Below are 13809 nucleotides of genomic sequence, written 5' to 3'. Positions count from 1 at the left end.
GCCAGCCGCAGACCCCCTGTGGGAGCGAGCTTGCTCGCGATGGCGTAGGTGAATATGTCGCATAAACAAAGTCCGCCACCGAGTCCCTAAGTGGACTTCGCTCCGCAGAACGACTGTTTGATGATCGGCGGTCAAGGGCTTCTAATCTCCGTAGCCTCGCCTCTCTGTACTGCTTTACCCGTGATAGCAATATGGTTACCGTTGTAGGATTAATCTCCTGCGGCTGTAGCCTGTTTCCATGGTCGGGTTTTGGTTCCTATAACTCCTACCGACTTTGATCGAGCCGCCACCACGCGATGCCCATTTTTTGCTCATGTAGCCAAGGAAAGCGACTCGATGACCTCGCCTGCACTCAACCAGATTTTGTTTGGCCCCCCCGGTACTGGGAAGACTTTCGCCACCATCGAGGCAGCGCTAGAAATCCTTGCCCCTGAGTTTCTTCAGACCAACAAAGAAAATCGGGCTGCGCTGAAAAAGCGCTTCGATGAGTTAGCCGCAGACGGATATGTCGAGTTCGTCACGTTTCATCAAAGCTTCAGCTACGAAGATTTCGTTGAAGGCCTACGCGCGGAAAGCGGAGACGACGGGCAATTGCGCTATGAAGTTGTTGATGGTGTATTCAAAAAAATATGTACCACTGCCCAAGTGACTCAACAAGCGCCCGCAGCGGAAGTGAGACATGGTGCTCTCTTTATTAAGGGCGAAACCTTTGGTTCGGGATACGTAGTCACAAGTTCATCCACAGAGTTGCTCAACTTGGTTAAGCCCAACGGTAAAGAGTTGCCGATTGGCATGAACATGCTCAACACGCTTGCTGAATATGTGCGCGCAGGACGTTTAACTGTCGCAGATATTCGCAACAAGCAGGTTTTTGACAAGGTGCCAGAGACTATGTTGGAGCCGTATCTCATCAATGGCTACAACAATGTTTTGCCGCATTTGGTGGCGCGTATATTGGATGGGCGATCCAAAGGCGCTGAGGTTGAGCCAAAAACTCAACCTTGCAATGCTCATGTACTCATCATCGATGAAGTAAATCGCGGCAATATTTCTCGGATCTTCGGTGAACTGATCACGCTAATCGAACCGTCCAAGCGTGCCGGGGCTGACGAGGCTTTGAAAGTGACGCTGCCGTATTCGAAAAAGCATTTCAGTGTACCGAACAATGTCTATCTCATTGGCACGATGAACACTGCTGATCGTTCGTTGGCCGGTCTTGATATCGCTTTACGTCGTCGCTTCACTTTCCGCGAAATGCCGCCTAAGCCTGAGCTGTTGGAACACATTACCGTGGGCGAGCTCAATATTGCCAAGCTTCTGAGAGTGATGAATCAGCGAATCGAAATGCTGCTAGATCGAGATCATTGCCTAGGACACGCGTACTTTATGCCGCTAGACAGCGACCGTACGCTGGAACGATTGAGGCAAATCTTTCGCGAGCAAGTTCTCCCGCTGCTGCAAGAGTATTTTTTCGAAGATTGGCAGCGGATTCAGTGGGTGTTCAATGATCATCGCAAGGCCCCTGAAAATTGCTTTATCGAACAGCCGCCATTCAAGCCCGATTCGCTGTTTGGCGATCAAGTGGTGCTCAACAACCAAAATAATCGATGGCTGATCAACGAAGAGGCCTTTTCCCGGATCGAGTCTTATTGGGGTGTCATAGATCACCAAACAGTGCTTCCACAGCTGCAAGATGCTATTGAAACTGAAAAAGGTGACATCCAGATTCATCAGCTTGAAAAAGGCGTGACGGCGTGAAACCCGTCATCACGGTTCGCGAATACGCGAGGCTGACGACAGATTACGTCGCTGTGCCGACGCTGGATATCGCTCAAGTATCAGTTTCCGCCTTCGATTGGTTGTGCAAATTAAATGCTTCTTTCAGCAGCGCTGGGGCTGCGCTGGTTCAGCTTGAGAGTCGTTGTTTGCTCAAGCTCGACAACTACGTCGGCGTATTGGAAACCCCCTGTGGTACGCGCCTTGAAATTCTTCCCAAGCATTTCGAGCGAGAGGATTGCATCAAGCAGAGCAGAGCGTTGCTGAGGCGCATGATCCAAGCTTCCTTAGATTTACCCACCCGTGAAGTCGGTGCGGCGGATCTTCAGAGTTTCGATGCGCCGTTGAGCGAATGGGTCATGGGCCGATTCTTACTGGCTCTGGATCACTTGATCAATCGAGGCCTACGCTTTGACTACCAGCGAGTGGAGGAGGAACAGCGATTCCTTCGTGGTCAGTTAGATGTGGTCAAGCAAATGCGCCAACCCCCTGGTCGACAACACCATTTCCAGATACGACATGATATTTATTTGCCCGACCGACCAGAGAATCGCTTAATCAAATTCGTGTTAGATCAGGTCTGTAAAACAACAAAAGATGCTGGTAACTGGCGACTGGCTCATGAGTTAAGAACCGTATTGTTAGAGGTGCCTACAAGCCGCAACGTGCATCAGGACTTCAAACTGTGGAGTAACGAGCGACTGATGGCGCACTACGTACCGGTGAAACCATGGTGCGAGCTGATCATCAAACAACAGATGCCTTTGGCGGTCGCTGGGGATTGGCACGGCATGAGCTTGTTATTCCCTATGGAAAAGCTATTTGAGCGTTATGTAGCTGCGAGCCTAAATAGGGATCTGCTGCACGATGCGCGACTGTTCACCCAAACCCGCAGCGAACACCTGTGTAAGCATAGGGATGAAAACTTCTTTCAGCTGCGGCCGGACCTGATGATCCACCATCAGCAGAAAAGCTGGGTGCTCGACACAAAGTGGAAGCGGCTGAGTTCATCGGGAGAGTATAAAAACTACGGATTGAAGCAATCAGATTTTTATCAGTTGTTCGCCTATGGTCATAAATATCTATCGGGTGATGGGGAGTTGGTGTTGATCTACCCAAGGCAAGCTGCGTTTGATGCCCCATTACAGGTGTTCGAGTTCGCACCACAACTTAAGCTCTGGGTGCTGCCATTTGATTTGGAACAGGGCATCTTGATGGGTGGGCCTGAGGGATTACCGCTGCAATCTCAGTGGTTACAGACGGCCAGTGGTTAGTCGATTGGATGTTCTGCGGGCCAAATCAATATAGGGTGCAGAAGGTTGCACCCTTTTTGCGACAGCCTGTTAAAACAGAAAAAACTGCGAAACCTTCCGCCACCAAGACGTTTGCTGCTGGCCCAGCAGTAAACAAGGCATATCCCGCAATCGAATCCACGGCTCATCCTGCCAATGCAGCAGGCTCAACGACATCTCCGGCCAATCCAACAAACTCAACATCGGTCGATCCGAATTACCCGACTGCTCCGCATCACGTAAGGTCGGCACCACTTGATGAGTGATCCACTCTCGCAGCAACCGATTTCCTGGTGCGTAGTGATAGACCAGCAGCGCGTACACACCGGACTCACTAAGCATCAACTGCTTTTCCGGTTGCCGGTAATACTCAATCCACAACGTGCGGTGCTGGTCTTTGTCTAGTTTGTTGACCATGCGTTCACTCAGATGGAAACCCATCAAGCGGCCGATATCGCGGGCGCAGAACCATGGTTGGTTTTCGAGGAGGAGGGCGTGGAGAGGGAGGTTGTGGCGGGTGAAGACTGTTACAGAAAAGAGATCAGACATGACCGATCTCCATGGTTCGGAGAGTGATGAGACGGTTGTGTTCAGGCATATCCATTACCTCTACGTTTGGACTTTGGCGGGCCTGACCCCAACGTAGAGTGGACATAAGAAGCTCCAACGAGCAAAAGCCTCACACAGCCGTACGATAAATCACCAAGGGTGACTGCTCGTCTGTGTAATTGGCTAGCTTTCTACGTTGGGCGTTTCTTAGGCACCTGCAGTAGAGCTTAGAGCTGCATGGCGTGGCCCTCAATACAGAAGGTGCTGGAATACATGTAGGTGGTTTAGCTACTACTGATATTGCGAGTAAGAGTTTTCCTACTTCATAAAAAAGCCCCGATCAGATCGGGGCTTTTTGGTATTCGATTCGTCGACTCAAGTCGTCAAATCACGGCAAGCTCTGGAATCAATCCCAGCTCAAAGCCCCACCAGTCTGATACTCAATAACCCGAGTCTCAAAGAAATTCTTCTCTTTCTTCAAGTCCATAATCTCGCTCATCCAAGGGAACGGGTTAGTCGTCCCTGGATACTCTTCTTTAAGACCGATCTGCGACAGGCGACGGTTAGCGATGAACTTCAGGTAGTCCTCCATCATCGCCGCGTTCATGCCCAACACCCCACGAGGCATGGTGTCACGTGCGTATTCGATCTCCAGCTGAGTACCTTGCAGAATCATCTGCGAAGCTTCTTCCTTCATCTCGGCATCCCACAAATGCGGGTTTTCGATTTTGATCTGGTTGATCACGTCGATGCCGAAGTTCAGGTGCATGGATTCGTCGCGCAGGATGTACTGGAACTGCTCGGCGACGCCGGTCATTTTGTTGCGGCGGCCCATGGAGAGGATCTGGGTGAAGCCGCAGTAGAAGAAGATGCCTTCCAGGACGCAGTAGTAGGCGATCAGGTTGCGCAGCAGTTCTTTGTCGGTTTCGACGGTGCCGGTTTCGAACTTCGGATCGGAGATCGAGCGGGTGTATTTCAGGCCCCAGGTGGCTTTTTTCGCGACCGACGGGATCTCGTGGTACATGTTGAAGATTTCGCCTTCATCCATGGCCAGCGATTCGATGCAGTACTGGTAGGCGTGGGTGTGGATCGCCTCTTCGAAGGCCTGGCGCAGGATGTACTGGCGGCATTCCGGGTTGGTGATCAGGCGGTACACGGCCAGGACCAGGTTGTTGGCAACCAGGGAGTCGGCGGTGGAGAAGAAGCCGAGGTTGCGCATCACGATGCGGCGCTCGTCGTCGGTCAGGCCTTCCGGGTTTTTCCAGAGGGCGATGTCGGCGGTCATGTTGACTTCTTGCGGCATCCAGTGGTTTGCGCAGCCGTCCAGGTACTTCTGCCAGGCCCAGTCGTACTTGAAGGGTACGAGTTGGTTGAGGTCGGCGCGGCAGTTGATCATGCGCTTTTCGTCAACGGCGACACGGGCGGAGGCGCCTTCGAGTTCGGCGAGGCCTTCGGCGACGTCGAGGGAGTCCAGGGCGGCTTTGGCGCGGGCAACGGCGGCGGAGTCAGCGGCGGTCACGGCACGGGCTTCCAGGGCGGCGGCACCGCCGGCGCTGTCGAGACGGTCCATGTTGGCTTCGGTGGCGTGGCCAGCGTTGGCGCTCTTGACTGCTACTTCCGTGTCTTCTTTGTCGAATTCGTCCCAGCTCAGCATGACGTGTCGTCTCCTGCGTGAGGGCCAGTGTGCCCGTGTGAAATTGGATGGTCGGTTTTTCACACGGCCTTACTGGCCGCGTTGGATCTAAAGGAATCGTTTTTTGCGGCAGCTATACGCAGGCATCAAACAGAATTTTGTACGGGGTTCCGAGAGCCACTGATGGGCGCAGCAAGCGTTGATCGCATGTGCGGGGCTTCAGACTGGCTTTTCGTCCCTGTAAGGGAATATTGCAGGCCCGTTTAAGGCCGCATTATAGGGAAGTTTTGCGTGCTGTGGTGCGGCGAAATGGCTCACGGATCGGTCGACGGGGGCCGTTTTTCGGTTGGAGTGAGGGTTTACAGGGCTTTGAAGGGCGTTGGCGGGGGAAGATTTTTTTTCCTGATTTTTTGCCCCGGATTATTTTTGTTCAAGAAATAACCAAAAAAGGCTTTTTTCACTACATCTTGTGTTTCGGTGGGGTTTTCTCAGGCTCCAGACACAACTAAGCCCGACCGAAGTCGGGCTGTGAAGTCACGCTGGCGGATCAGCTCAGGCGAGCGGCACCGACGTGATCAGCACCATCGGCGGCGAGGCGGGCAGCACCGGTGTGATCAGAACCGTCGGAGGCGAGTTTGCCTGCGCCAACGTGATCGGCACCATCGGCGGCGAGGCGGGCAGCGCCGGTGTGGTCAGAACCGTCGGAAGCGACAGCGGCTTCAGTGGTGTAAGCCGCCGAGCCGGTGCGGTCGTAACCATCGGCGGCGAAGGTGTTGGCAGCCAGTACGGAGAGGGTCAGGGCGAGGATCAGTTGGGTTTTCATGGTCGTTACTCCAGTTTCGCAGGTGTTGTTTGTCTTGGGTTGCATTCAATACTACGCCGACTATTTCGATTAAAAAGCGCAAATAAATGCTTAAAACAATCTAACTAATCGATCATTAAGATTCGACGCTTCATCTGCCTGATCGCGGCGGGTGGCTCGAACCTTATTGGGGGTGAAGCAGGAGGTCAGCCGTTAGAGCAGCCGTTGCCCATGGCGCTGTAACGCAGGATGTGTCGTTGGCCGTGAGAGTCTTCGTATTCCATTTTCATCGGTACAACTTCACACACGTTCGGCGCTTCGCTCATGGAGATCACTTTGGCGATGTCCAGATGGGTGGAGTAGGTGTATTCCTCTATTGCCGGTTGTTGCTGCGCGACATCAGCCGGGACCTCGTTTGCCATGGCGGTTGCGCACAGACTGCTGAGGGCCAGAACTAATAAAGCTTTCATTTCGGATTTACCTTTTGGAGGTCGAAAGGGGGCACGCAATCTTGTTGGGATTGCGCGTGGAGCTTCGGTATCAGGGTTTTGATTAACTGCCTTCGTGGGGGCTGCAACTGGGTTAATCAGGTTGCCTTGTTGGCGTGGCTGATTTTAGGTGTACGCGCCTCGTCCATATAGCCGTGGATTTGATAAACACTTTTGACGTATTTCGTAACAATCCCCGAAAACTGGGTAATTACGCCCTGTGTAGGAGCTGGCGCAGGCTGCGATCTTTTGATCCCGTTTTTTAAGAGCAAGGTCAAAAGATCGCAGCCTGCGGCAGCTCCTACCTCGTTTGGGGGACGACGAAACGTCTGCGGTTTGGCAGGCTGGGGACCTATTTACGACAATTTGTAGGGGCTTGTTACTACCATCGTCGAATGGTTCTATAGCCCCGGCCCGGCTAAAACAGGGTCATACAAAAACAACTATTCCACCGAGGTAAGAAAGATGAGTGCGGCTTCCCTGTATCCCGTTCGTCCCGAGGTTCTGGCTAACACGCTGACCGACGAGGCGACCTACCATCGTCGAATGGTTCTATAGCCCCGGCCCGGCTAAAACAGGGTCACACAAAAACAACTATTCCACCGAGGTAAGAAAGATGAGTGCGGCTTCCCTGTATCCCGTTCGTCCCGAGGTTCTGGCTAACACGCTGACCGACGAGGCGACCTACAAGGCCATGTACCAGCAGTCGGTCGTCAACCCGGACGGCTTCTGGCGCGAGCAAGCCAAGCGCCTCGACTGGATCAAGCCTTTCACCACGGTGAAGCAGACTTCCTTCGACGATCACCATGTCGACATCAAATGGTTCGCCGACGGCACCCTGAACGTTTCCTACAACTGCCTCGACCGTCATCTGGCCGAGCGCGGTGATCAGGTCGCGATCATCTGGGAAGGCGATGACCCTGCCGAAAGCCGCAACATCACTTACCGCGAACTGCACGAGCAAGTGTGCAAGTTCGCCAACGCCCTGCGTGGCCAGGACGTACACCGCGGCGACGTGGTGACTATCTATATGCCGATGATCCCCGAAGCCGTGGTCGCCATGCTGGCCTGTACCCGGATCGGCGCGATTCACTCGGTGGTGTTCGGCGGTTTCTCGCCGGAAGCCCTGGCCGGTCGTATCATCGACTGCAAATCCAAAGTGGTGATCACGGCCGACGAAGGCATTCGTGCCGGCAAGAAGATCCCGCTCAAGGCCAACGTCGACGACGCSCTGACCAACCCGGAAACCAGCAGCATCCAGAAAGTCATCGTGTGCAAGCGCACCGGCGGCGACATCAAGTGGAACCAGCATCGCGACATCTGGTTCGAGGACCTGATGAAAGTGGCSGGCACCGTGTGCGCGCCGAAAGAGATGGGCGCCGAAGAAGCGCTGTTCATCCTTTACACCTCGGGTTCCACCGGCAAGCCGAAGGGCGTGCAGCACACCACTGGCGGCTATCTGCTGTACGCAGCCATGACCCACGAGCGCGTGTTCGACTACCGCCCGGGTGAAATCTACTGGTGCACCGCCGACGTCGGCTGGGTCACCGGCCACAGTTACATCGTCTACGGCCCGCTGGCCAACGGCGCGACCACGCTGCTGTTCGAAGGCGTGCCGAACTACCCGGACATCACCCGGGTGGCGAAGATCGTCGACAAGCACAAGGTCAACATCCTCTACACCGCACCGACCGCGATCCGCGCCATGATGGCTTCGGGCACCGCCGCTGTTGAAGGCGCCGATGGCAGCAGCCTGCGCCTGTTGGGTTCGGTGGGCGAGCCGATCAACCCGGAAGCCTGGGACTGGTACTACAAGAATGTCGGCAAGTCCCGTTGCCCGATCGTCGATACCTGGTGGCAGACCGAGACCGGCGGCAACATGATGAGCCCGCTACCGGGGGCGCACGCGCTCAAGCCMGGCTCTGCGGCGCGTCCGTTCTTCGGCGTGGTGCCGGCCCTGGTGGACAACCTGGGCAACATCGTCGAAGGCGAGGCCGAGGGCAACCTGGTGATTCTCGATTCSTGGCCAGGTCAGGCACGTACGCTGTTTGGCGACCATGACCGCTTCGTCGACACTTACTTCAAGACCTTCCGTGGCATGTACTTCACCGGTGACGGTGCGCGTCGTGACGCTGACGGTTACTACTGGATCACCGGTCGCGTGGACGACGTGCTCAACGTGTCCGGCCACCGCATGGGCACCGCCGAGATCGANCGGTGCGCGTCGTGACGCTGACGGTTACTACTGGATCACCGGTCGCGTGGACGACGTGCTCAACGTGTCCGGCCACCGCATGGGCACCGCCGAGATCGAGAGCGCGATGGTTGCGCATCCGAAGGTTGCCGAGGCGGCTGTGGTCGGGGTGCCGCATGAAATCAAGGGGCAGGGCATTTATGTTTATGTCACGTTGAAGAATGGTGAGGAGCCGACCGAGCAACTGCGTCTGGAGCTGAAGAACTGGGTGCGCAAAGAGATCGGTCCGATTGCTTCGCCGGATGTCATCCAGTGGGCGCCAGGGCTACCGAAAACCCGTTCGGGCAAGATCATGCGGCGGATTCTGCGCAAGATTGCCGCCGCTGAGTACGATGGATTGGGCGATATCTCCACCCTGGCCGATCCGGGTGTGGTAATGCGGCTGATCGACACGCATCGCAGCATGAATGCGGCCTAATCATTCAGGCTTCATCCATGCTCCGACCGGTGGGGAAGGAATATCCGGCTTATGGCTTGTGTGCTGGATTTTTGAAGCCCGTTGGAGAGTTGATCTATCAACTGAAGGTTGATCGCATGAAGGGAAGTATCTTGATACGCGCTGTCTCAGTCGGCTCTTGAGGGCTAGACAGTCATTCAGGTTCAAATATTTTCGCAGTTGGCCAGGTATGCGATCACATCGAGCGCTGAGTTTTTCAGCTGCGCTTTTCTGGTATTCCCGTTGCTTTTTTAAACAGTAGGGAGTTTCCCGCTGAAGATTCCGTATTGATTCATGCCCCCCCTATTTCAAAAAATAAGATATGGATTTTGAACGCTACGCGAGTATCTGAAATGGGGGGCGGCAACTGCACATCGCGACAGGCAGCGAACGACCAATTTCAGCGAATGCTCACTGGCTGCTATGGGTCGTTCACTGCCGGTCATGTTTGCTAAGGGTGCGGGTCAAATCCCGCGCAGATGGTTGGTCAGGTCGAATGCAAATGGGTGGTCAAGTCAGTGTAATTGCCCAGGCGTCAGCGGATCTGGAGAAGTGGCTCGAGCCAGCGGCGAGTTCAGTTAGTCTTCCCGCACCAGTTACTCAAGGACGATACTCATGTCAGATAACTCTGAAGCCAACATAGCCACAGCAGACGCACTCAAACTGCTCCTGCACAACCAGCACGCCATATGTGCGGCCATTGAGGAGGTGACCAAGTGGCTCTCTGAGAAAGGAGTGGGGAGCGTTGCCGCTAACGCAATTGCGGCCATGGAAACGCTGGACCGGAACGCTCAAGACACCACAGTCGCAATCATGCGACTGCGACAGTTATAGGTATGCCTGAGCTGATACGCGCAAATTTGCGTTTATTTGCCCTTTTCGCTTGATAAGTAACACTCAAAGTGCAACAGTATTAGTGAGACACCTAAACTGATACAGGACGCACATCATGTTCATCCGCGCATATCTCCGAGCATCGACTGAAGAACAGGACGCTGGCCGCGCCCGGACATCGCTCGAGCAGTTCGCCACCGACCATAACAAGGTCATCGCTAGTGTGTACCTGGAGAACGCCAGCGGCGCCACGGCGGACCGGCCCGAGTTGCTGCGCCTGCTCAAAGATGCGCGCAAGGGTGACGTGTTGCTAGTGGAGTCGATAGACCGACTCTCTCGCTTGCCGGTGGAGGACTGGCAGAAGCTCAAGGTTGCTATCGACTCAAAGGGCTTGCGCATCGTCGCGCTCGATCTACCGACCAGTCACCAAGGAATGCAGGATACCAAGGGCGACGAGTTCACCGGCCGGATGCTGGGGGCGATCAACTCAATGCTGGTGGAAATGATGGCCGCGATCGCACGCAAGGATTACGAGCAGCGCCGCGAGCGCCAGGCCCAGGGCATAGAGAAGGCCAAAGCCGCTGGCAAGTATCAAGGTCGCCCGGTTGACGTTGACCTGCACAAGCGCGTGACGGAGTTGCTCGGCGCGGGTCTGGGCATCCGTGCCACAGCAAGACACGCGAACTGCTCCACCACCACCGTACTTCGCATTCGCGACATCGCCAGCTCGTAGCCATAAAACCATTTCGAAAAAGGAAAGTTTCACCATGGACGCAGAGCTGAACGCTGCCGAAAAAATTGAACTCAATAAGCAGTACAACGATTCACTGAAGAAGTTTGACCTGGCGACGTGTGAAGCCCTTGCTGTCAGTCAGTCGATTGGCGTGCAAATGGCAGAGCCGCATTTAGGCCACTCAACCTATGTCTTTGCCCGGCTTTGTAACCATGCGATCGCGACAATCTCTGCCGCTCCTCGCTCAAGATGGGTGCGAGCAGATTTCGAGCAGTGGGATTTTGGGGTGGCGGCTGGTCATATCCGAGCAATTGTTGAAGGGTATCTACTATTTCTTTACATCGTAGAGGAACCTGAGAGCCAGGAGGAATGGTCGGCACGAATCAACGTCATGTATCTCAACGACTGCATCAGAAGAATAAAAATGCTTAGCAATATCGGAGCCGATGAAGGAGTGGAAGGCTTGCAACAGCAAGCAGAGGAGTTGAGAGAAAAATTAAACATCAATCCGTGGTTTCAAACCTTGGTCCCACAGGTGAAGAAACGGTGCTTGTCAGGTGACAACCTGATGATTCCGACCAGAGACGAAATGCTCGTACGTGCCGGCTGGGAAAAAAAGACGTTTTACGCGTATTGGGATCTCTTGTCTCAATACGCACACGTACTACCAATTTCTTTTTTCCGAATGGAACCGAATGGACGAGGTACAGGATTAGAAAACGACACAGATAAAGGATATCTGTCGACGATGCTAGATCTATGTGCTGACACCATGGTCAAAGCCACGGATCTGATGGCAACGGCCTTCCCCGATACCGCAGCGGCACGACAAGGCCTTAAATCAAAATTTGATCCTGGCCCAAGGAGTAACCGCCCTGTCCCGCCGAAACCGAAACGAAAAAAACATAGATAAACGGCTAAGGCCTTAGCATTTGCACCCACGCTGCACCCATAAGCACAAAGCAAGAACCAAAAAATTCGCCGAAGGCCTTGAAATATATGGTGTCCCAGGGCAGGTTCGAACTGCCAACCTTCCCCTTAGGAGGACGGGTGCTGTCATTACGCTTTGGATTGAGCAGTGTGAATCGGGCGAGGTTGGAGGCAACGTGCGTGGAGCGCTGGAAACGATCAGAAAAATGAGGAGTTCATCTCGATGACGCTTGCGGTGCTCATGACACCGGAATGATTTCTTTCTGATAAGCAAGCGCCACATAGCTGCCCCTTGTGAAGGGCAGTTATCGACCGATTCTGTTGAAAAAGTCGGATTTTCAGCTCGCCTGAACTCAGGCACGACCACCAGCGGAGAACCTACTCACCACATTGCGTGGTTTCTCGGCCCTTNCCGATTCTGTTGAAAAAGTCGGATTTTCAGCTCGCCTGAACTCAGGCACGACCACCAGCGGAGAACCTACTCACCACATTGCGTGGTTTCTCGGCCCTTCGTTGAGCTTTGCAGCTCGGTTAGTGGGTTAGTTTGAGGTTTTTTGCTTCGTGCAGGCGCACCTATCCCGTGGCAGGTGGCCCTTGAGAGGTAAATTTGGCCAGCCGGCGCAGGTTCTGCACCGCAGCGGCCAGCGTGAATTCATCACTCGCGCCACTCAGGCCACGTAGTCGCAAGCGATCCAGTTTCAGGATGCGCTTGAGGTGGGCAAACAACATTTCGACCTTCTTACGTTCGTGGCGAGAGCGCACGTACTCCGGCGTCGCCGCGATGCGTCGAGCCACATCACGCGCGGCTTCATGGACGCTGCGGACGATCTTGCGGAACGCAGTGTTCGGGCAGCACTTGGCTTTCATCGGACATGTCGCGCAGTCGGTCTGCCGGGATCGGAAGATGATGGTGTTGGCTTTGGTGACGTGCGAACGCTCGTTCTTGAAGGCTCGCCATTCGCTGCGCAATGGGTTGCCGGCTGGGCAGCGGTATTCCTCAGCCGCTTCATTCCAGTGGAAATCGTTGCTCGAAAAGCTGTCGTTCTTGCGCTCAGTTTTGTCCCACACCGGCACGTGCGGTTCGATGTCTTTGTCCTCCACCATCCAGGCCAGCATCGGCGCGGTGCCGTAAGCGGTGTCGCCAATGAGGCGCTCCGGCTTGATGTCGAACTGCGCTTCGACCCGATCGATCATCGTCTTGGTGCTCTCGACTTCTGCGGTGCGATGAGCCGGTGTGGGTTCCACATCCATGATCACACCGTGCTCGGTATCGATCAGATAATTCGTGGAGTAAGCGTAGAACGCTGGGCCGCCTGGAGCCGCGGTCCAGCGAGCCTGAGGATCCGTCAGCGACAGGCGTTTCGGTAGCGTTTCGGCCAAAGCCTCTTCATCGAGGCCTTCAAGGTACTCACGCACGGCGCGGGTGCTCAGGGCCGGATCGCTCCAGTTGACCGGTTCATCGCCCGGTACGCCGCGCTGCCGACTCGCATCCGCTTTGATGATGCTGGCGTCCACGGCAAAACCTTCGCCCTTGACCAACCCTGCGTCCATGCAGCGACGCAGCACCTCATTGAACAACCAGCGAAACAGCTCACTGTCCCGAAAGCGTCCGTGTCGATTCTTGGAAAAGGTCGAGTGATTGGGGACTTCATCTTCAAGGCTTAACCGGCAGAACCAGCGATACGCCAGGTTCAAATGGGCCTCTTCGCACAACCGCCGTTCGGAGCGGATGCCGTAGCAATAGCCCACGATCAGCATGCGGATCATCAGTTCAGGATCAATCGACGGACGCCCAATCGGGCTGTAGAAATCGGCGAGGTAATGGCGCAGGTCGTTCAGATCAAGACACCGATCAATGCTGCGCAGAAGGTGATTGGCGGGAATGTGATCTTCAAGGTTGAACGAGTAAAACAGCCGCTCCTGCCCACTCGATAACTGTCCCATCATGCTGCGTGCTTCCCTGCTGGCCAATGCAGAGATTTTGCCGCAGGCCAGACAGGGGAGCTACTTTTTCAACAGAATCGGCCAAAAGCAGACCATAAAGTCGGCAACATCGACAACCGCGGCAGCCACTTCTACCTG

At 54.8% G+C, this 13809-nt stretch carries 10 protein-coding genes and 2 pseudogenes; 7 read left to right on the top strand and 5 right to left on the bottom strand.

Annotated features, from left to right (window positions below; genetic code table 11):
* The first annotated feature begins 336 nt into the window (after positions 1 to 336).
* Complete coding sequence (locus ASD95_RS16315; protein WP_082562983.1) at positions 337 to 1758, top strand: McrB family protein; 1422 nt, start codon at positions 337 to 339, stop codon at positions 1756 to 1758.
* Entirely contained in the window at positions 1755 to 3050 is a 1296-nt protein-coding gene (locus ASD95_RS16310) for an McrC family protein (RefSeq protein ID WP_056725866.1), read from the top strand. The genes ASD95_RS16315 and ASD95_RS16310 overlap by 4 nt, the downstream gene beginning before the upstream one ends.
* Before the next feature lie 69 nt (positions 3051 to 3119).
* On the opposite strand, the gene ASD95_RS16305 is transcribed toward ASD95_RS16310, so the two are convergent.
* The 4 genes from ASD95_RS16305 to ASD95_RS16290 all read right to left on the bottom strand — a co-directional run bounded on the left by ASD95_RS16305 (position 3120) and on the right by ASD95_RS16290 (position 6522).
* On the bottom strand, positions 3120 to 3617 hold the full coding sequence (locus ASD95_RS16305; RefSeq protein WP_056725864.1) for a BRO-N domain-containing protein: 498 nt from the start codon (positions 3615 to 3617) through the stop codon (positions 3120 to 3122).
* A gap of 406 nt (positions 3618 to 4023) precedes the next feature.
* Entirely contained in the window at positions 4024 to 5271 is a 1248-nt protein-coding gene (locus ASD95_RS16300; protein WP_007978181.1) for a ribonucleotide-diphosphate reductase subunit beta, read from the bottom strand.
* Between the two features lie 526 nt (positions 5272 to 5797).
* On the bottom strand, positions 5798 to 6073 hold the full coding sequence (locus tag ASD95_RS16295; RefSeq protein ID WP_056725862.1) for a hypothetical protein: 276 nt from the start codon (positions 6071 to 6073) through the stop codon (positions 5798 to 5800).
* Between the two features lie 185 nt (positions 6074 to 6258).
* The gene (locus ASD95_RS16290; RefSeq protein WP_056725860.1) at positions 6259 to 6522 is read right to left on the bottom strand and encodes a DUF2790 domain-containing protein; all 264 of its coding nucleotides are present in this window, start codon (positions 6520 to 6522) and stop codon (positions 6259 to 6261) included.
* Between the two features lie 634 nt (positions 6523 to 7156).
* Between ASD95_RS16290 and acs the strand changes: the two are divergent.
* From acs to ASD95_RS16270, 5 genes and pseudogenes are all read left to right on the top strand, one after another.
* A pseudogene (acs, locus tag ASD95_RS16285) lies at positions 7157 to 8754 on the top strand (acetate--CoA ligase); the annotation flags it as partial.
* Positions 8755 to 8837: 83 nt separating this feature from the next.
* A pseudogene (locus ASD95_RS29925) lies at positions 8838 to 9212 on the top strand (AMP-binding enzyme); the annotation flags it as partial.
* A gap of 633 nt (positions 9213 to 9845) precedes the next feature.
* A complete protein-coding gene (locus ASD95_RS29920; RefSeq protein ID WP_056725856.1) occupies positions 9846 to 10064 on the top strand; it encodes a hypothetical protein in 219 nt (72 codons plus the stop codon).
* Between the two features lie 115 nt (positions 10065 to 10179).
* A complete protein-coding gene (locus tag ASD95_RS16275; RefSeq protein ID WP_056725854.1) occupies positions 10180 to 10797 on the top strand; it encodes a recombinase family protein in 618 nt (205 codons plus the stop codon).
* 34 nt (positions 10798 to 10831) lie between these two features.
* On the top strand, positions 10832 to 11710 hold the full coding sequence (locus ASD95_RS16270) for a DUF5677 domain-containing protein (RefSeq protein WP_056725853.1): 879 nt from the start codon (positions 10832 to 10834) through the stop codon (positions 11708 to 11710).
* Between the two features lie 590 nt (positions 11711 to 12300).
* Here ASD95_RS16270 and ASD95_RS16265 read toward each other — a convergent pair.
* A complete protein-coding gene (locus tag ASD95_RS16265) occupies positions 12301 to 13674 on the bottom strand; it encodes an IS1182 family transposase (protein ID WP_056725851.1) in 1374 nt (457 codons plus the stop codon).
* Between the last annotated feature and the right edge of the window lie 135 nt (positions 13675 to 13809).

This window comes from Pseudomonas sp. Root71, assembly GCF_001429045.1.
Classification (GTDB): domain Bacteria; phylum Pseudomonadota; class Gammaproteobacteria; order Pseudomonadales; family Pseudomonadaceae; genus Aquipseudomonas; species Aquipseudomonas monachiensis.
Note: the sequence above shows the minus strand (reverse complement) of the source record. Positions and strands in the feature narration are given on the sequence as shown.